Raw genomic sequence first — 17920 nt, 5'->3', positions numbered from 1 at the left:
GGGAGGGCTTTCGAGCCGTCCCCGGCCTTTGTCGTCCGTACATCACCGCCTCCTCAGTACATGATCAACGGGAGAACAGCGTGCAGTTGGTAGTGGCGCGGATCGGTCGCGCCCACGGCATCAAGGGCGAGGTCACCGTCGAGGTGCGCACCGACGAGCCCGAACTCCGGCTCGGGCCCGGGGCCGTCCTGGCCACGGAACCGCCGGAGACCGGACCCCTGACGATCGAGACGGGGCGGGTGCACAGCGGCAGGCTGCTGCTGCGGTTCGAGGGAGTACGCGACCGTACGGCCGCCGAGGCACTCCGCAACACCCTGCTGATCGCCGAGGTGGACCCGGCCGAACTGCCCGAGGACCCCGACGAGTTCTACGACCACCAGCTGATGGACCTCGACGTGGTGCTCGCGGACGGCACGGAGATCGGCCGGATCACGGAGATCACCCACCTGCCCTCCCAGGACCTGTTCATCGTGGAGCGTCCGGACGGCAGCGAGGTGATGATCCCCTTCGTCGAGGAGATCGTCACCGAGATCGACCTCGAGGAGCAGCGGGCCGTCATCACCCCGCCGCCCGGTCTGATCGACGAGAGCGAGGCCGTGGTCGCCTCCGCGCGTGACGCGGAGAGCGAGGACACACCTCCCGGCGGGGCGGACGACGAGGCGCCGGGGGACCCCGCGGGCCCGGAGCCGGGGGGCGCCTCCGGCGTGGCCGGGAAGGGTGACGCGTGATGCGGCTCGACGTCGTCACGATCTTCCCCGAGTACCTGGAACCGCTCAACGTCTCGCTCGTCGGCAAGGCGCGCGCCGGCGGCCGCCTCGACGTGCACGTCCACGACCTGCGGGACTGGACGTACGACCGGCACAACACCGTGGACGACACCCCGTACGGAGGCGGCCCCGGCATGGTCATGAAGACCGAGCCCTGGGGTGAGGCGCTGGACGACGTCCTGGCCGACGGTTACGAGGCCGGCGCGCACGCCCCGGTCCTCGTGGTGCCGACACCCAGCGGGCGGCCCTTCACCCAGGAGCTGGCCGTCGCGCTGTCCGAGCGGCCGTGGCTGATCTTCGCCCCCGCCAGGTACGAGGGCATCGACCGCCGCGTGATGGACGAGTACGCCACCAGGATGCCCGTCGTGGAGGTGTCGATCGGGGATTACGTCCTGGCGGGAGGGGAAGCCGCCTGCCTGGTGATCACCGAGGCCGTGGCCAGGCTGCTGCCCGGAGTCCTGGGTAACGCCGAGTCGCACCGGGACGACTCCTTCGCGCCCGGAGCCATGGCCGACCTGCTGGAGGGCCCCGTCTACACGAAGCCGCCCCGGTGGCGCGGTCGCGGTGTCCCGGACGTGCTGCTCAGCGGCCATCACGGCCGTATCGCCCGCTGGCGCCGGGACGAGGCCTTCCGCCGTACCGCCCTCCACAGGCCCGATCTCATCGAGCGTTGCGAAGCGGCCGGCTTCGACAAGAAGGACCGCGAGATCCTCTCCATCCTCGGCTGGTCGCCGGAGCCCGGCGGGCGATTTTGGCGCAGGCCCGAGGCCGTGGAAGAATAGGCCCGCTGTACGTCCGGTGTGCGCCCCTGCCACAGGGGGAAAGCCGCCCGCCCGAGGTGATCAGCATCCGAACCTCACTCTCTCCCGTCGATGACCTGTGGCATCGGCGAAGAAAGCAGACAACATGACTTCCCTGCTCGATGGCGTCAACGCCGCCTCGCTCCGTACCGACCTTCCGGCGTTCCGCCCCGGTGACACGGTCAACGTCCACGTGCGCGTGATCGAGGGCAACCGCTCCCGTATCCAGCAGTTCAAGGGCATCGTCATCCGCCGTCAGGGCTCGGGCGTCAGCGAGACCTTCACGGTCCGCAAGGTCTCCTTCAGCGTCGGCGTCGAGCGCACCTTCCCGGTGCACAGCCCGATCTTCGAGAAGATCGAGCTCGTCACCCGCGGTGACGTCCGTCGCGCCAAGCTGTACTTCCTCCGTGAGCTGCGCGGCAAGGCCGCGAAGATCAAGGAGAAGCGCGACCGCTGATTCACCTCCGGCGTCCACAGCGCGGCCGGATAGGATGCGGCCCCGATGGACACGGAAGCACAGCACACGGAGCGCGATCGCTCCTCCGGCCCCCCCGAGGGACAGGAGGAGGGGTCGCGCTCCACGCATCTCCCGGGCCGGATCACCGCCTCGATGTCCTGGGGGCGCGCCGCCTCCCTCGGCGCGCTCACCACGGTCACCCTGCTGCTCTTCAGCGCGTTCGTGCTGCAGCCCTTCCTCATTCCCAGTGGCTCGATGGAACCCACGCTGCGGGTCGGGGACCGTGTACTCGTCAACAAACTGGCGTACCGTTTCGGCTCCGAGCCGGAACGCGGTGACGTGGTCGTCTTCGACGGCACAGGCTCCTTCGTGCGGGAGCCCCCTGCGGAGAACCCCGTCACCGCCCTGCTGCGCGGGGCGGCCGCCTCCCTCGGGCTGACCGAGGCCGCCGAGACCGACTTCGTGAAGCGGGTGGTGGGCGTGGGGGGCGACCGGGTGGTCTGCTGCGACCGGCGGGGGAGGCTCGAGGTGAACGGCAGCCCGCTGGACGAGGACTATCTGTACCCGGGTGACAGGCCGTCCGACGTGCCCTTCGACATCGTGGTCCCTCAGGGCACGCTGTGGATGATGGGCGATCACCGGAGCAGGTCCCGGGACTCCCGCGACCACCTGGGGCAGCCCGGCGGCGGCATGGTGCCCGTCGACCGGGTGATCGGGCGGGTCGACTGGCTCGGCTGGCCGCTCGGCAGGCTCGGCGGCCTCGCCGGGACCGACGCCTTCGCCGCCGTGCGGCACACGGGCGCCGGGCATGGGTAACCGGGGCCGCAGACGCGGAGGGCCGGAGGCGGACCTGCCGCTGTCCGACGGAACGCGGCCCACCTCCGCCCGATCGCTGCCGACCAGGGCCGAGCGCCGCAAGCTGGCCCGCAAGGTGAAGCGCCGCCGGCGCCGGTCCGCGCTCAGTGAGATTCCCCTCCTCGTCCTGGTGGCCCTGGTGATCGCGCTGGTGCTCAAGACCTTCCTGGTCCAGGCCTTCGTGATCCCTTCCGGATCGATGGAGCAGACCATCCGGATCGGGGACCGCGTACTGGTGGACAAGCTGACGCCGTGGTTCGGCTCCGAACCTCAGCGGGGTGACGTCGTCGTCTTCAAGGACCCCGGCGGCTGGCTGCCCAAGGAGGAAGCCCCCACGGGCAAGCCGCCGGCCGGCATCGCGCAGGCCGAGCAGCTGCTGACCTTCATCGGTCTGCTGCCCTCCGACGACGAACAGGATCTGATCAAGCGCGTGGTGGCCGTCGGGGGCGACACCGTGAAGTGCTGCGGTGCGGACGGCAGGGTCACGGTCAACGGCACGGCGCTCGACGAGCCGTACCTGCATCCGGACAGCGGACCGTCCACTCTCCAATTCGAGGTAAAGGTTCCGCCGGGCCGGCTCTTCGTCATGGGCGACCACCGGTCCAATTCCGCCGACTCGCGCTTCCACCTCGACGACCCGGGCAACGGCACGGTCTCCCAGGACGAGGTCGTGGGCCGGGCCGTCCTCATCGCCTGGCCGTTCGCCCACTGGCGCAGGCTGGAGGAGCCCGCGACCTTCGCATCGGTGCCCGACGGGCGCGCCGGGACGACGGCGGCCCCCGACCCGTCGAATAGTGTGTCCTCCCAGGATCGCAACGGATCGGTCCTGCTCCCGACCCCTGCGGAACTCCCGCTCGTTATGGGAGTGGTGGGCCTGCGCCGGTTCCGGCGTGGGCAGTGGCACGGAGTGAGGAGTGGATGTGGGGGATTTGGCGGTCGGCGCACGATCCGGACACGACGAGCCCGAGGACCGGCCTTCGAACGGCGGGGATCCGCAGGCGGCGGCGGGTGACGGCGGCTCCGCGGGCGGTGCTGTCCCGCCCGGTGACGACCCGGGCGGCGACCCCTCGGGAGACGCCGGTTCCGCCCAGCGGAGGCCGCGTTCGTTCTGGAAGGAACTGCCGCTCCTCATCGGTATCGCGCTCGTACTCGCGCTGCTGATCAAGACCTTCCTGGTCCAGGCGTTCTCGATCCCCTCGGACTCCATGCAGAACACGCTGCAGCGGGGCGACCGGGTGCTGGTGGACAAGCTGACGCCGTGGTTCGGCTCGGAGCCGGAGCGCGGCGAGGTCGTCGTCTTCCACGACCCGGGAGGCTGGCTCGAGGACACCGCGACGCCGGAGCCCAACGCGGTGCAGAAGTTTCTGAGCTTCATCGGGCTGATGCCCTCCGCGGAGGAGAAGGACCTGATCAAGCGGGTCATCGCGGTGGGTGGCGACACCGTGGAGTGCAAGAAGAACGGCCCCGTGACGGTCAACGGCAAGGCGCTGGACGACAAGTCCTTCATCTTCGAGGGCAACAGCGCGTGCGACGACCAGCCCTTCGGGCCGATCCACGTCCCCCAGGGGCGGATCTGGGTGATGGGCGACCACCGCCAGAACTCCCTGGACTCCCGGTACCACCAGGAACTTCCGGGGCACGGCACCGTCTCCACGGACGAGGTGGTCGGCCGGGCCGTCGTCATCGCCTGGCCGGTGAACCGCTGGGCGACCCTGCCGATCCCGAGCACCTTCGACCAGCCGGGCCTGAACGCGGCCGCCGCCGCCGTGCCGGCCGTACTCGGTGCGGCCGGAGCGCTTCCCCTCGTGCTCATGCGTCGCCGGAGGCTGACCGGCGGGCGTACCGCCGGGTAGGGTGCCCACTCGGATCAGCGATTGTCGATCTCCGATGGGGGAGCGCTGGGATGAGCGGAACAGGACGTACGGGAGAGGGCCGCGGCCGGCTCGGCACCACGTTGTCGAACCTGGCCGTGGCCCTCGGCTGTGTGCTCTTCCTCGGCGGCTTCGCCTGGGGAGCGGTGGTGTACAAGGCGTACGCCGTGCCGACCGGGTCGATGACGCCGACGGTGAACGCCGGGGACCGGGTGCTCGCGGAGCGGGTGGACGGCGACGAGGTGCGCCGCGGTGACGTGGTCGTCTTCACGGACAAGGCCTGGGGCGACGTGCCGATGGTGAAGAGGGTCGTCGGCGTGGGCGGCGACAAGGTCGCCTGCTGCGACCGCGAAGGCCGTCTCACGATCAACGGCACCCCCGTCGCGGAACCGTATCTGCGGGTGTGGGGTGGTGGGGACACCGGCACGGCCGGCGACGGGAAGACAGCCGGCAAGCGCAGCCCGGCCTCGAGCCAGGACTTCACGGCGGAGGTGCCCGAGGGGCAGCTCTTCCTGCTCGGGGACGACCGCGGCGAATCGCTCGACTCCCGGGTCCACCTCACGGATCCGGGGCAGGGCTCGGTGCCGCGCAGCGCCGTCGAGGCCCGGGTCGACGCGGTGGCCTGGCCGGTGAACGGCATGATCGACCGGCCCGCGGCCTTCGCCGCCCTGCCCGGCGGGGTGTCCTCCAGCGGTCCGCTGCCGCTGCAGCTCGGCGCGGTGGGGGTGGGCCTGCTGCTCATCCTGGGCGGAGCCGCCCTCGGACCGCTCACGGCCCGGTCGGCACGCGGGAAGAAGCGGCCGGGGGTGTCCACCGGTGCTCACTGAGACGCGGAGGGTCGCGCGGATCGTGCTCCTGGACCCCGATGACCGGGTTCTGCTGCTGAACGGCTTCGAACCCCGGAATCCGGCGACGACCTGGTGGTTCACACCGGGCGGAGGCCTGGAGGGTGAGGAGAGCCGGGAAGAGGCGGCGCTGCGCGAGCTCGCCGAGGAGACCGGGATCACGGACGTCGCCCTCGGCCCGGTGCTGTGGACGCGCGTCTGCTCCTTCCCCTTCGACGGGCGGCGCTGGGACCAGGACGAGTGGTACTTCCTGGCCCGCACGACACAGACGGCCACCGACCAGAGGGGCCTCACCGAACTGGAGCGGCGCAGCGTCGCCGGTCTGAGGTGGTGGACCTCCGCCGAACTCTCCGCGACGCGTGAGACGGTGTATCCGACCAGGCTCGCCGAGCTGGTGCGCACGCTGCTGGACGAGGGTCCCCCGCACGTTCCGCTGGTTCTCGCCCCGGAAATCGTCTAATCGGTCAGGGGTGTGTGAGGCTGGCGCACAATAGGGGGACGCACGGCTGAAGGGGAACATGCCATGAGCGCCGAGGACCTCGAGAAGTACGAGACCGAGATGGAGCTGAAGCTCTACCGGGAGTACCGCGATGTCGTCGGTCTGTTCAAATACGTGATCGAGACCGAACGGCGCTTCTACCTCACCAACGACTACGAGATGCAGGTGCACTCGGTCCAGGGCGAGGTCTTTTTCGAAGTCTCCATGGCGGACGCGTGGGTCTGGGACATGTACCGGCCCGCCAGGTTCGTCAAGCAGGTCCGCGTCCTCACGTTCAAGGACGTGAATATCGAGGAGCTCAACAAGAGCGACCTCGAGCTGCCGGGCGGCTGATCGGAGGCTGTACCGCCTCACCGGCTGTACCGCCTCACCGGCTGTACCGCCTCACCGGCTGTACCGATCTACCGCCCGCCCGCCCTACCTACCTACCTACCTACCTACCTACCGGCTGTCTCGCTCGGCCGCCCTTCCACTCGGCGGCCCTGTCGTCCTGCCGGCTGAACCGTGCATCCGTGGTGCCGTTCTGGTCCGTTTTCACTCGTCCGGGTGGCCGGGATATCCACAACGGCGGGGTTGTCCACCAAGATCCAACAGATCGGGCAGGTCGCGTCAGAGTCGGTGCCGGAGGTGGTGCCGATATGAACGCACGGGGGGCACTCGGGCGGTACGGCGAGGATTTGGCGGCGCGGCTGCTGACCGATGCCGGAATGGCCGTTCTGGACCGCAACTGGCGCTGTCGCGCCGGAGAGATCGACATCGTCGCCCGGGACGGCGACGCGGTGGTCGTCTGCGAGGTGAAGACCCGCAGGGCGGCTTCCTTCGAACAGCCCATGGAAGCCGTCACCCCGGCCAAGGCGGACCGGCTGCGCCGGCTTGCCGAGATCTGGCTCGACCGGCACGGCGGTCCGCCGCCCGGCGGCGTCCGGATCGACCTGGTCGGCGTGGTCCTGCCCAGGCGCGGGGGCCCTGTCGCGGAGCATGTGCGGGGCGTGGCCTGATGGGATTCGCGCGGGCCTGTTCGGTGGCGCTCGTGGGCGTCGAGGGCGTGGTGGTGGAGGTCCAGGCCGATCTGGAGCCGGGCGTGGCGGCTTTCACGCTGGTCGGCCTGCCGGACAAGAGCCTGGTGGAGAGCAGGGACAGGGTCAGGGCGGCCGTCGTCAATTCCGGGGCCGAGTGGCCGCAGAAGAAGCTCACCGTCGGCCTGTCCCCGGCCTCCGTACCCAAGGCCGGTTCGGGCTTCGATCTCGCCGTGGCGTGCGCCGTGCTCGGCGCGGCGGAGCGGATCGATCCCGCGGCCATCGCCGACGTGGTGATGATCGGGGAGCTGGGCCTGGACGGGCGGGTGCGGCCGGTGCGCGGGGTGCTGCCTGCGGTGCTCGCGGCCGCGGAGGCGGGATACGAACACGTCGTCGTCCCCGAGCAGACCGCGGGTGAGGCCGCCCTCGTCCCGGGTGTATCGGTCCTCGGTGTGCGCAGCCTCCGTCAGCTGATCGCCGTTCTCGGCGACGAGCCGGTGCCCGACGAGCCGGCCACGGAGCGGGGCCGGTCGCACGCCATGGTCGCCGGGCTCCTGGTGCCGGGTGCGGGTATCGGCACGGGGCTCACGCCGCCCGGCGGGCAGGTGGCGGGGCACCGCCCGGACCTGGCCGATGTCGCGGGCCAGGCGAGGGCCCGCACGGCTCTGGAGGTCGCGGCGGCTGGCGGGCACCATCTGTTGCTCTCCGGACCGCCCGGGGCGGGCAAGACGATGCTGGCCGAGCGCATCACGGCGATCCTGCCGCCGTTGACGCAGCGGGAGTCCCTCGAAGTGACGGCGGTGCACTCGGTGGCGGGCATCCTTCCGCCGGGTGAACCTCTGGTCGGCAGAGCGCCCTACTGCGCACCTCACCACTCGGCGACGATGCAGTCGCTCATCGGCGGGGGCAACGGGCTGCCGCGGCCGGGCGCGGTCTCGCTGGCGCACCGAGGTGTGCTGTTCCTGGACGAGGCTCCCGAATTCTCGGGGAGGGCGCTGGACGCACTGCGCCAGCCCCTGGAATCCGGGCACGTGGTGGTCGCACGGGCCGCAGGGGTGGTGCGGCTGCCCGCGAGCTTCCTGATGGTCCTGGCCGCGAACCCCTGCCCGTGCGGCAGGCACACCCTGGCCGGTGCGGGGTGCGAGTGCCCGCCGTCCGCGATCCGCCGCTACCAGGCGCGGCTCTCCGGGCCGTTGCTCGACCGGGTGGATCTGCGGGTCGAGGTGGAGCCGGTCAGCCGGGCCGACCTGATGGGGCAAGGCGGCCGGGGCGAGTCCTCGGCCGTGGTCGCCGCCCGGGTGCTGGAGGCCAGGGCGCGGGCCGCGGACCGGCTCGCCGGCACCCCGTGGACCACGAACAGCGAGGTTCCCGGCCATGAGCTGCGGACCCGGCTGCTCGCGGCGCCCGGGGCGCTGATGGCGGCCGAACGGGACATGGAGCGGGGGATCCTCACGGCCCGCGGCCTGGACCGGGTCCTTCGGGTGGCGTGGACGGTCGCGGACCTGAGAGCCGCCGACCGCCCGGACGCCTCCGACATCGCGGTCGCCCTGGAGTTGCGGACGGGACTGCACCGGGGCGTCCCGATGCGGGCGGGCGCCTCGTGAACGGCCCGTCGGCCGGGACCGAGGAGGACCGGCGGGCGCGTGCCGCTCTGACCCGCGTGTTCGAGCCGGGGGACGAGCGCGGGGGCCGCTGGCTCCGGGAGATCGGGCCGGTGGAGCTGTTACGGCGGCTCGCGGGCGGTGACGGATCGGCGCGGACGCTGAAGGGCATGACCGAGCCGCGGCTGGCCGGTTACCGGCTGCGGGCGGCGACGGCCGATCCGGTGCGGGACCTGGCGGACGTGGCCGCGGTGGGCGGGCGCTTCGTCTGCCCCGGCGACGCCGAGTGGCCGAGCCAGCTCGACGACCTGGGCGACGCGCGGCCGATCGGTCTCTGGGTGCGCGGCGGGGCCGACCTGCGCCTCTGGGCGCTGCGGTCGGTCGCGGTCGTCGGAGCACGGGCCTGCACTCCGTACGGGGCGCACATGGCGGCCACACTCGGTGCCGGTCTGGCCGAGCGCGGCTGGGTGGTGGTCTCGGGGGCGGCGTTCGGAGTGGACGGCGCCGCCCATCGGGGAGCGCTGGCCGCCGGCGGGGCGACCATGGCAGTACTCGCCTGCGGCGTGGACGTCGCCTACCCCAGAGGCCATGCCGAGCTGATCGGGCGTATCGCGGAACAAGGCATCGTCCTGGGTGAGTTGCCGCCTGCGGACCACCCGACGCGCAGCAGGTTCATCCTCCGCAACCGGGTGATCGCCGCACTGACGCGAGGCACCGTCGTGGTGGAGGCGGAGTACCGCAGCGGTTCGCTGGTCACCGCGAGGAACGCCCAGCGACTGGGCCGCTTCACCATGGGAGTACCCGGCCCGGCGACCAGCGGCCTCTCCTCAGGGGTCCACGAACTGCTCCGCGGGGAAGGTGTTCTGGTCACCGATGCCGCCGAGATCGCCGAACTGGTGGGGGAGATCGGTGATCTCGCACCGGAGAAGCGCGGCCCCGTCCTGCCCCGCGACCTGCTGGACGATCTCTCCGCGCAGGTTCTGGATGCGCTGCCGCCGAAGGGTTCCCGAAACGGTCGCGACATCGCCCGGACGGCCGGCACATCGACGGACGAAGCCCTCGGCCGGTTGTACGAACTGCACTCACTGGGGTTCGTCGAACGCGAGGGCGACGGATGGCGGTTGACGCAGGTACCCCTTCGGGCGGAGGACGTGCGGCGAGGCGGTACTTGACCTCGGGCATTCGGGTGAAAAGGTGATGCCTTGACCCGGGCGGTACCCGCTCGGGCCTCCGGTACCGGTGCGCGCGGTCACGTCCTGTGCCGTCAGCCGTGTCCGACAGCGCGGGAAATGTGAGGGAAACGCACCGCACGGATCCCTTGTCCCGCGCTCACCGCAACAACTCAGTCACGCTACGCTCACAAGGAATTCGACCCCAGAGACACGTCCCAGCACTTCACAGCAGAACGGCTCAGGCACCACATGCCCCAGCACACCTCCGGGTCTGACCGCGCGGCAGTTCCACCGGCTGCGCGTGGCACTGTGCGCCCTCCTGCCCCTTCCTCGCTCGACGAGTTATGGCGTTCGTACAAGGCCACCGGGGACGAGCGGCTGCGGGAGCAGCTGATCCTTCACTACTCGCCGCTGGTGAAGTACGTCGCCGGCCGGGTGAGTGTGGGGCTGCCGTCCAACGTGGAGCAGGCCGACTTCGTCTCCTCGGGTGTCTTCGGCCTGATCGACGCCATCGAGAAGTTCGACATCGAGCGCGCCATCAAGTTCGAGACGTACGCGATCACGAGGATCCGCGGCGCGATGATCGACGAACTGCGCGCGCTGGACTGGATCCCGCGGTCCGTCCGGCAGAAGGCGCGCAACGTGGAGCGTGCCTACGCCACGCTGGAGGCACGGCTGCGGCGCACGCCCTCGGAGAGTGAGGTCGCCGCGGAGATGGGTATCGCCCTGGAGGATCTGCACGCTGTTTTCAGCCAGTTGTCCCTCGCCAATGTGGTGGCGCTGGAGGAACTGCTGCACGTCGGCGGCGAGGGCGGCGACCGGCTGAGCCTCATGGACACCCTGGAGGACACCGCCGCCGACGATCCCGTCGAGGTCGCCGAGGGACGGGAACTCAGACGGCTGCTGGCCCGCGCCATCAACACGCTGCCCGAACGGGAGAAGACCGTCGTCACCCTCTACTACTACGAAGGGCTCACCCTCGCCGAGATCGGCAACGTCCTCGGAGTCACCGAGAGCCGGGTCAGCCAGATCCACACCAAGTCGGTGCTCCAGCTCCGGGCGAAACTGGCCGACGCCGGACGCTGACCCGGGGCGCGTTCGGCCATCCGGTGGCGGACGAGCACCCCCCTTCGAACACCTGCCGCCGTAGAGTGGTGGGGTGCCCAGGATTCGAGCGGCCTCCGTGGCCGAGCACCGGACCATGCAGCGCGGCGCCCTCCTGGACGCCGCACGCTCCCTGCTGTCCGAGGGTGGCACGGAGGCGCTGACCTTCCCCGCCCTCGCGGAGCGCACAGGCCTCGCCAGGTCCTCCGTCTACGAATACTTCCGCTCCCGTGCGGCCGTGGTCGAGGAGCTCTGCGCCGTCGACTTTCCCGTGTGGGCCGCCGAGGTCGAGGCCGCGATGGCGCGGGCGGCTGCGCCCGAGCGGAAGGTCGAGGCGTACGTCCGCAAGCAGCTGGAGCTCGTCGGTGACCGTCGGCACCGGGCTGTCGTCGCCATCTCCGCGAGCGAGCTGGACGCCGGAGCGCGGGAGAAGATCCGCGCCGCGCACGGCGGGCTGATCGCCATGATCGTCGAGGCGCTGGCCGATCTCGGCCACGCCGAGCCCAGGCTGGCGGCCATGCTGCTGCAGGGCTCGGTGGACGCCGCGGTGCGCCGGATCGAGCTGGGCGCTGCGGAGGAACCGGATGTGGTCGCGGATACGGCTGTGGCGATGATCCTGCGCGGCGTCCGAGGCTGAGCCGGTTCGCCCGGCACTCCTGCCGTACGGTCCGGCTGCCACGTCGCCCCGCCATCGGGAAGCGTCCGCGCACCGTGGTGCGGACCAGACGGTCCCGGCGCGACCTGGCGGATCGCCCGGGGTACGTAGCCGCCGTAGTGGTACCTGCCGGGCTTGCACGCCCGTCGTGATCCACCCGGCCGGTGAGACCGGCCGTGCCCCACCGGGCCGTGGAGTCCGCCGTACAGCTGCTGGGGCCGGCCGTCCTGCCGGCCCGTCCGTCTGCTCGCCCGTCCGTCTGCCCGCCCGCCTGCCCGGTCGGTAGGAGTGCGGCGTCCGCCGCGTGAGTCGTGCGGGTGGCGGTGGACTCCCGCGTACCTGCCCGGCTTCGGGCGGCGTGACCGCAGGCGTGGCCGTGGGTGGCCCGGGTCCGGGCAGCGGTACGCCGAACACCGGCAGCAGCCGGGAAGGGCCCCGCCGCAGCATCGACGGCGGGAGCATCGACAGCGGGTCCAGGTAGACCTCACCACGCCGCAGCCCCCAGTGCAGACAGCCTGTGGCGCAGTGGGAGGGACCGGGGCCGACCGCACCCACCACCTGACCTGCGGCCACGGTGTCGCCCTTCGCGACCCCGGCTCTGACCGGCTCGTAAGTGAAGCGCAGTGGTGGCTCTCCGCTCCCGGACACCTCGACCGAGACCACCCCGCGTCCCGCGACCTGCCCCGCGAACAGGACCCGGCCCGGGCCGGCGGCCAGTACGGCGGTGCCCGGAGGCGCCGCGAGGTCGACCCCCCGGTGGCCGGGCCCGTACGGACCGGCGGGCGGTTCCCAGCCCCGTACGACGAGAGGCCGGCCCGCCAGCGGCCATGACCGGTCGCCGGCCGGCAGGGGGCCGGGTACAGACGGCCCGGGCGTGGACGCGGACGCATATCCAGGTCCAGGTCCAGGCCCCGGCCCCGGCCCAGGTTCAGGTCCAGGCCCAGGCACAGGCACAGGTGCCCGTACGGGCACGGGCACGGACAAAGGCACGGGCACGCGCACGGACAAAGGCACGGGCACGGGCACGGCTACGGACTCAGGCGCCGGTGGTGCGGGGGGCCGGTCGGCTGCCGACTGCCCAGGCGGCAGCAGCGCCGACGCGGCCGGCACAAGTGCCACCACTGGCGCCAGCATCAGCGCCACCACCAGTGCCAGGAGCAGGACCGGGAGCAGGATCAGTGACGTCGGTGAGGGCTGCGGGGCCGGCCCGGCGGACCGGGGCCGGCGGCGGGGCGTCCCGGATGTGCGGCGCATGACCGAACGATGCCCCCGCGGCCGTCGGCGCGGGGATCATGGCCCGGATCTGTGGACAACCGAGAGCTTGTGGACATCGTCGTCACCCGGGACCCGGCGGGTCCCGTACACTTCTTCTGGCGATCCGGGTCACCGGGTCGACTTCGCACGCCCCTCCACCTCCCTCTCAGCGGACGGTGGCCGCGCTCCTCGGTCCCTTGTGGCACGGCGCGTCGGGGCGTCAGGCGCGACAGCAATCCTGCGGTCGCGACAACCGAGTACCTCAAGGAGTACGGCCATGGCCGTCGTCACGATGCGGGAGCTGCTGGAAAGCGGCGTCCACTTCGGTCACCAGACCCGTCGCTGGAACCCGAAGATGAAGCGGTTCATCTTCACCGAGCGCAACGGCATCTACATCATCGACCTGCTCCAGTCGCTGTCGTACATCGACCGCGCCTACGAGTTCGTCAAGGAGACCGTCGCCCACGGCGGCTCCATCATGTTCGTGGGTACGAAGAAGCAGGCCCAGGAGGCCATCGCCGAGCAGGCGACGCGCGTCGGCATGCCGTACGTCAACCAGCGCTGGCTCGGTGGCATGCTCACCAACTTCTCCACCGTCTACAAGCGCCTTCAGCGTCTGAAGGAGCTCGAGCTCATCGACTTCGAGGACGTGGCCGCCTCCGGCCTCACCAAGAAGGAGCTCCTGGTCCTCTCCCGCGAGAAGGCCAAGCTGGAGAAGACCCTCGGTGGTATCCGCGAGATGCAGAAGGTGCCCAGCGCCGTCTGGATCGTCGACACCAAGAAGGAGCACATCGCCGTCGGTGAGGCGCGCAAGCTCCACATCCCGGTCGTCGCGATCCTCGACACCAACTGCGACCCCGACGAGGTCGACTACAAGATTCCGGGCAACGACGACGCGATCCGCTCCGTCACCCTGCTCACCCGCGTGATCGCCGACGCCGTCGCCGAGGGCCTCATCGCCCGCTCCGGTGCCGCCACCGGTGACTCGAAGCCGGGCGAGAAGGCCGCCGGCGAGCCCCTCGCCGAGTGGGAGCGCGACCTGCTCGAGGGCGAGAAGAAGGACGACGCCGAGGCCCAGTCCTCCGCCGAGACCGAGAAGGCCGCCGACGCCGAGCCGGCCGTCGCCGCTGCCGAGCAGGCCGAGGCCCCCGCCGCCGAGGAGACCCCCGCGGCCGAGGCTCCGGCCGCGGACGCCGAGCAGGCCTGACACCCGTCAGTCACGGCTTAAGACGGCGGGGGCCGGTGCGCACGCACCGCCCCCGCCGTCCACCCGTAGATCTTTCAGACTTCGAGAGAGAACACAGACTCATGGCGAACTACACCGCCGCTGACGTCAAGAAGCTCCGCGAGCTCACCGGCGCCGGCATGATGGACTGCAAGAAGGCGCTCGACGAGGCCGACGGCAACGTCGACGGCGCCGTCGAGGCGCTGCGCATCAAGGGCCAGAAGGGCGTCGCCAAGCGCGAGGGCCGTTCCGCCGAGAACGGTGCGGTCGTCTCCCTCATCTCCGAGGACAAGACGTCCGGCGTCCTGCTCGAGCTGAAGTGCGAGACGGACTTCGTCGCCAAGGGCGAGAAGTTCCAGAACGTCGCCAACACGCTCGCCGCCCACGTCGCCGCCACCTCCCCGGCCGACCTCGAGACGCTCCTCGCGTCCGAGATCGAGGCCGGCAAGACCGTCCAGGCGTACGTGGACGAGGCCAACGCCAACCTCGGTGAGAAGATCGTCCTGGACCGCTTCGCGCAGTTCACCGGCGGTTACGTGGCTGCGTACATGCACCGCACCATGCCCGACCTCCCGCCGCAGGTCGGCGTTCTCGTCCAGCTGGACAAGGAGAACGCCGAGGTCGCCAAGGACGTCGCGCAGCACATCGCCGCCTTCGCCCCGAAGTACCTCAACCGCGACGAGGTCCCGGCCGAGACGGTCGAGAACGAGCGTCGTGTCGCCGAGGCCACCTCGCGCGAGGAGGGAAAGCCCGAGGCCGCGCTGCCCAAGATCGTCGAGGGTCGCGTCAACGGCTTCTTCAAGGACGTCGTCGTCCTCGAGCAGGCCTTCGCCAAGGACAACAAGAAGTCGGTCCAGAAGGTTCTGGACGAGGCCGGTGTCAGCCTGACGCGCTTCTCGCGCATCAAGGTCGGCATCTGAGTCCGTCCGCGAACAACGGTGGACCCGGACAGGGTCCGGTGCAGTCGTCGGCCGCACTCACGCCGTACGACCGCAGATCTGACGAGGAGGCCATTGCCGCTGTAGGGACGACAGACCCACCGGCAATGGCCTTCTTCGTATGTGCACGAGGAGAATCTCCATGAACAAGGGCGCGGACGCCACACAGGGTGACCACAAGCGCGACGACGGCAAGATTTTCGGGCGCTTCATGCTGAAGCTGTCCGGTGAGGCGTTCGCCGGCGGCGGGGGTCTCGGTGTCGACCCCGACGTCGTGCACGCCATCGCCCGCGAGATCGCCGCGGTCGTACGCGACGGCGCGGAGATCGCGGTCGTCATCGGCGGCGGTAACTTCTTCCGTGGCGCCGAGCTCCAGCAGCGGGGCATGGACCGGGCGCGGTCCGACTACATGGGCATGCTCGGCACGGTCATGAACTGCCTCGCGCTGCAGGACTTCCTGGAGAAGGAAGGCATCGACTCCCGCGTCCAGACCGCCATCACGATGGGCCAGGTCGCGGAGCCGTACATCCCGCTCCGGGCTGTCAGGCACCTGGAGAAGGGCCGCGTCGTGATCTTCGGCGCCGGTATGGGCATGCCGTACTTCTCCACCGACACGACCGCTGCCCAGCGCGCCCTGGAGATCGACGCGGAGGCACTGCTGATGGGCAAGAACGGGGTGGACGGGGTCTACGACTCCGACCCCCGGACCAACCCCGCGGCGGTGAAGTTCGACGCCCTGGAGTACGGCGAGGTGATCGCCCGCGACCTCAAGGTCGCCGACGCGACGGCCATCACCCTCTGCCGTGACAACCAGCTGCCGATCCTCGTATTCGAGCTGACGGCGGAGGGCAATATCGCGCGCGCCGTCAAGGGTGAGAAGATCGGCACGCTCGTGAGCGACGAGAGCACCCGGGCCTGACGGCCCACAGGATGGACAACGGCCTGCCGGTCGGACACCGTGCAGGTGAGGACGCGACGCAGGATCCGCAGGGCCCGACGATGCCGGGTCCACCCAAGACACGCAGGAGCACGTGGTGATCGAAGAAATCCTCCTCGAGGCCGAGGAGAAGATGGAGAAGGCCGTCGTCGTCGCCAAAGAGGACTTTGCCGCGATCCGTACGGGCCGTGCGCACCCGGCGATGTTCAACAAGATCGTCGCCGACTACTACGGCGCGTTGACCCCGATCAACCAGCTCGCCTCGTTCTCGGTCCCCGAGCCGCGGATGGCCGTGGTGACCCCGTTCGACAAGACCGCACTGCGCAACATCGAGCAGGCGATCCGGGACTCCGACCTGGGCGTCAACCCGAGCAACGACGGCAATATCATCCGGGTGACGTTCCCCGAGCTCACGCAGGACCGTCGCAAGGAGTACATCAAGGTCGCCAAGACCAAGGCCGAGGACTCCAAGATCTCGATCCGCTCCATCCGCCGCAAGGCCAAGGAGTCGCTCGACAAGCTAGTCAAGGACAAGGAGTCCGGCGAGGACGAGGTCCGTCGCGCGGAGAAGGAGCTCGACGACACCACCGCGAAGTACGTCGCGCAGGTGGACGAGCTGCTCAAGCACAAGGAAGCCGAGCTGCTCGAAGTCTGATGAACGACTCTTCCTGGGGCGCCCCGCAGGGAGCCGGTTCCTGGCGCGCTCCCGAGATGGGGGCCGCCCCGGCGGGTCCTGCATACGATGTGCACGGCGCCCAGCAGACTCGGCCCATGCCCATCGTGCCGGACGTTCCCGACGCAGGTAGAGACGCTCACGACCGCGACGACCGGAACGGGGACGCCGCGCGCGTCAGCGGCCCCCCGTTCCGTGACGAGAAGCCGCAGGTACCCATGTCCAGCCCCTCGCTGCCGCCCACGCCGCCGAAGAAGCGTGCGGGACGTGATCTGCGTGCCGCGATAGGGGTGGGTGTCGGTCTCGGCGCGGTCGTCGCCGGCTCGCTGTTCGTCGTGAAGGCCGTCTTCGTCGGCGTGGTCGCGCTGGCGGTGGTGGTCGGCCTCTGGGAGCTCACCTCGCGTCTCAAGGAGCGCAAGGGGATCAACGTCCCCCTCGTCCCGCTCGCCGTCGGCGGTGCCGCCATGGTCGTCGCCGGGTACGTGCGGGAGGCGGAGGGCGCCTGGGTCGCCATGGCGCTCACGACCCTCGCGGTGCTCGTCTGGCGGATGACCGAGCCGCCCGACGGCTACCTCAAGGACGTCACGGCCGGTGTCTTCGCCGTGTTCTACGTGCCGTTCCTGGCGACGTTCGTCGCCATGATGCTCACCCCGGACGACGGCCCGTGGCGGGTACTGACCTTCCTCCTGCTCACCGTGGTCAGCGACACCGGCGCGTACGCCGTCGGCTGGCGCTTCGGGACGCACAAGCTCGCCCCGCGCATCAGCCCGGGCAAGACCCGCGAGGGCCTGCTCGGCGCGGTGGCCTTCGCCATGGCCGCCGGTGCTCTGTGCATGGAGTTCCTGATCGACGACGGCAGCTGGTGGCAGGGGCTGCTGCTGGGCCTGGCCGTCGCCGCCAGCGCCACCCTCGGTGACCTCGGCGAGTCCATGATCAAGCGGGATCTCGGGATCAAGGACATGGGCACACTGCTGCCCGGCCACGGCGGCATCATGGACCGCCTCGACTCGCTCCTGCCGACCGCGCCGGTGGTCTGGCTGCTGCTCGTGCTCTTCGTCGGTTCCGGCTGAGACGGGCTTACTCGCGTGCGGGCCCCTCACTCCCGGGAGTGAGGGGCCCGCACGCGAGTAAGAGCCCGCGGAGTGCGCCCGTGGCCGCGTGACGGATGAAACGGCGCCGCCGGGGCATCCGGCCGACATGGGCTGGATGAGTCATATACAGGGTGATGCCTCCGCACTGTGCTCGCTGGGC

The 17920-nt window shown here is 70.7% G+C and carries 19 protein-coding genes and 1 pseudogene; 19 read left to right on the top strand and 1 reads right to left on the bottom strand.

The window, feature by feature from the left end; translation table 11 throughout:
* Window positions 1–80: 80 nt before the first annotated feature.
* The 14 genes from rimM (at window position 81) to BA175_RS07105 (ending at window position 11624) form a co-directional block, all read left to right on the top strand.
* On the top strand, window positions 81–728 hold the full coding sequence (gene rimM, locus BA175_RS07170; RefSeq protein ID WP_069170463.1) for a ribosome maturation factor RimM: 648 nt from the start codon (window positions 81–83) through the stop codon (window positions 726–728).
* Complete coding sequence (trmD, locus tag BA175_RS07165; protein ID WP_069170462.1) at window positions 728–1549, top strand: tRNA (guanosine(37)-N1)-methyltransferase TrmD; 822 nt, start codon at window positions 728–730, stop codon at window positions 1547–1549. The genes rimM and trmD overlap by 1 nt, the downstream gene beginning before the upstream one ends.
* 124 nt (window positions 1550–1673) lie before the next feature.
* Window positions 1674–2024 (top strand): 50S ribosomal protein L19, encoded by a 351-nt coding sequence (gene rplS, locus BA175_RS07160; RefSeq protein ID WP_069170461.1) that lies wholly within the window; start codon window positions 1674–1676, stop codon window positions 2022–2024.
* 45 nt (window positions 2025–2069) lie between these two features.
* A complete protein-coding gene (lepB, locus tag BA175_RS07155; RefSeq protein WP_069170460.1) occupies window positions 2070–2840 on the top strand; it encodes a signal peptidase I in 771 nt (256 codons plus the stop codon).
* Window positions 2833–3891 carry a signal peptidase I gene (gene lepB / locus BA175_RS07150; protein WP_069170459.1) on the top strand — a complete coding sequence of 353 codons (1059 nt, stop codon included), beginning with the start codon at window positions 2833–2835 and terminating at the stop codon, window positions 3889–3891. The genes lepB (BA175_RS07155) and lepB (BA175_RS07150) overlap by 8 nt, the downstream gene beginning before the upstream one ends.
* The gene (lepB, locus tag BA175_RS07145; RefSeq protein ID WP_069170458.1) at window positions 3809–4732 is read left to right on the top strand and encodes a signal peptidase I; all 924 of its coding nucleotides are present in this window, start codon (window positions 3809–3811) and stop codon (window positions 4730–4732) included. Before lepB (BA175_RS07150) ends, lepB (BA175_RS07145) begins: the two co-directional genes overlap by 83 nt.
* 50 nt (window positions 4733–4782) lie before the next feature.
* Window positions 4783–5577, top strand: a complete 795-nt coding sequence (lepB, locus tag BA175_RS07140; RefSeq protein WP_069170457.1) for a signal peptidase I — start codon at window positions 4783–4785, stop codon at window positions 5575–5577.
* Complete coding sequence (locus BA175_RS07135; protein ID WP_069170456.1) at window positions 5567–6055, top strand: NUDIX hydrolase; 489 nt, start codon at window positions 5567–5569, stop codon at window positions 6053–6055. The genes lepB (BA175_RS07140) and BA175_RS07135 overlap by 11 nt, the downstream gene beginning before the upstream one ends.
* Before the next feature lie 63 nt (window positions 6056–6118).
* A complete protein-coding gene (locus tag BA175_RS07130) occupies window positions 6119–6427 on the top strand; it encodes a DUF2469 domain-containing protein (protein WP_003965949.1) in 309 nt (102 codons plus the stop codon).
* Window positions 6428–6732: 305 nt separating this feature from the next.
* Window positions 6733–7092, top strand: a complete 360-nt coding sequence (locus tag BA175_RS07125) for a YraN family protein (RefSeq protein WP_069170455.1) — start codon at window positions 6733–6735, stop codon at window positions 7090–7092.
* Complete coding sequence (locus BA175_RS07120) at window positions 7092–8714, top strand: YifB family Mg chelatase-like AAA ATPase (protein WP_069170454.1); 1623 nt, start codon at window positions 7092–7094, stop codon at window positions 8712–8714. The genes BA175_RS07125 and BA175_RS07120 overlap by 1 nt, the downstream gene beginning before the upstream one ends.
* Window positions 8711–9883, top strand: a complete 1173-nt coding sequence (gene dprA / locus BA175_RS07115) for a DNA-processing protein DprA (RefSeq protein ID WP_069170453.1) — start codon at window positions 8711–8713, stop codon at window positions 9881–9883. The genes BA175_RS07120 and dprA overlap by 4 nt, the downstream gene beginning before the upstream one ends.
* A gap of 249 nt (window positions 9884–10132) precedes the next feature.
* The gene (gene whiG / locus BA175_RS07110) at window positions 10133–10969 is read left to right on the top strand and encodes an RNA polymerase sigma factor WhiG (protein WP_069170452.1); all 837 of its coding nucleotides are present in this window, start codon (window positions 10133–10135) and stop codon (window positions 10967–10969) included.
* A 97-nt stretch (window positions 10970–11066) separates the two neighbouring features.
* The gene (locus BA175_RS07105; RefSeq protein WP_069170451.1) at window positions 11067–11624 is read left to right on the top strand and encodes a TetR/AcrR family transcriptional regulator; all 558 of its coding nucleotides are present in this window, start codon (window positions 11067–11069) and stop codon (window positions 11622–11624) included.
* A 411-nt stretch (window positions 11625–12035) separates the two neighbouring features.
* Here BA175_RS07105 and BA175_RS29315 read toward each other — a convergent pair.
* Window positions 12036–12776: pseudogene (locus tag BA175_RS29315) on the bottom strand (murein hydrolase activator EnvC family protein); the annotation flags it as partial.
* Between the two features lie 397 nt (window positions 12777–13173).
* Here BA175_RS29315 and rpsB point away from each other — a divergent pair.
* From rpsB to BA175_RS07080, 5 genes are all read left to right on the top strand, one after another.
* On the top strand, window positions 13174–14103 hold the full coding sequence (gene rpsB / locus BA175_RS07100) for a 30S ribosomal protein S2 (RefSeq protein ID WP_069170450.1): 930 nt from the start codon (window positions 13174–13176) through the stop codon (window positions 14101–14103).
* 101 nt (window positions 14104–14204) lie between these two features.
* Window positions 14205–15041 carry a translation elongation factor Ts gene (gene tsf, locus BA175_RS07095; protein ID WP_069170449.1) on the top strand — a complete coding sequence of 279 codons (837 nt, stop codon included), beginning with the start codon at window positions 14205–14207 and terminating at the stop codon, window positions 15039–15041.
* Between the two features lie 160 nt (window positions 15042–15201).
* Entirely contained in the window at window positions 15202–15978 is a 777-nt protein-coding gene (pyrH, locus tag BA175_RS07090; RefSeq protein WP_069170448.1) for a UMP kinase, read from the top strand.
* 115 nt (window positions 15979–16093) lie between these two features.
* Complete coding sequence (gene frr, locus BA175_RS07085; RefSeq protein WP_031100531.1) at window positions 16094–16651, top strand: ribosome recycling factor; 558 nt, start codon at window positions 16094–16096, stop codon at window positions 16649–16651.
* The gene (locus BA175_RS07080) at window positions 16651–17739 is read left to right on the top strand and encodes a phosphatidate cytidylyltransferase (RefSeq protein ID WP_069170447.1); all 1089 of its coding nucleotides are present in this window, start codon (window positions 16651–16653) and stop codon (window positions 17737–17739) included. The genes frr and BA175_RS07080 overlap by 1 nt, the downstream gene beginning before the upstream one ends.
* Window positions 17740–17920: the final 181 nt, after the last annotated feature.

The sequence above is a fragment of the Streptomyces griseus genome (genome assembly GCF_001715295.1).
GTDB classification, from domain to species: Bacteria; Actinomycetota; Actinomycetes; order Streptomycetales; family Streptomycetaceae; genus Streptomyces; species Streptomyces griseus_G.
The sequence above is the reverse complement of the archived record's forward strand: the minus strand, read 5'-3'. Positions and strand labels throughout refer to the sequence as shown.

Bases quoted from the DNA above. Each gene is read 5' to 3' on its own strand.
- trmD (WP_069170462.1), top strand. From the start codon at position 728: ATGCGGCTCGACGTCGTCACGATCTTCCCCGAGTACCTGGAACCGCTC.
- rplS (WP_069170461.1), top strand. From the start codon at position 1,674: ATGACTTCCCTGCTCGATGGCGTCAACGCCGCCTCGCTCCGTACCGAC.
- lepB (WP_069170460.1), top strand. From the start codon at position 2,070: ATGGACACGGAAGCACAGCACACGGAGCGCGATCGCTCCTCCGGCCCC.
- lepB (WP_069170459.1), top strand. From the start codon at position 2,833: ATGGGTAACCGGGGCCGCAGACGCGGAGGGCCGGAGGCGGACCTGCCG.
- lepB (WP_069170457.1), top strand. From the start codon at position 4,783: ATGAGCGGAACAGGACGTACGGGAGAGGGCCGCGGCCGGCTCGGCACC.
- BA175_RS07130 (WP_003965949.1), top strand. From the start codon at position 6,119: ATGAGCGCCGAGGACCTCGAGAAGTACGAGACCGAGATGGAGCTGAAG.
- BA175_RS07125 (WP_069170455.1), top strand. From the start codon at position 6,733: ATGAACGCACGGGGGGCACTCGGGCGGTACGGCGAGGATTTGGCGGCG.
- BA175_RS07120 (WP_069170454.1), top strand. From the start codon at position 7,092: ATGGGATTCGCGCGGGCCTGTTCGGTGGCGCTCGTGGGCGTCGAGGGC.
- whiG (WP_069170452.1), top strand. From the start codon at position 10,133: ATGCCCCAGCACACCTCCGGGTCTGACCGCGCGGCAGTTCCACCGGCT.
- rpsB (WP_069170450.1), top strand. From the start codon at position 13,174: ATGGCCGTCGTCACGATGCGGGAGCTGCTGGAAAGCGGCGTCCACTTC.
- tsf (WP_069170449.1), top strand. From the start codon at position 14,205: ATGGCGAACTACACCGCCGCTGACGTCAAGAAGCTCCGCGAGCTCACC.
- pyrH (WP_069170448.1), top strand. From the start codon at position 15,202: ATGAACAAGGGCGCGGACGCCACACAGGGTGACCACAAGCGCGACGAC.
- BA175_RS07080 (WP_069170447.1), top strand. From the start codon at position 16,651: ATGAACGACTCTTCCTGGGGCGCCCCGCAGGGAGCCGGTTCCTGGCGC.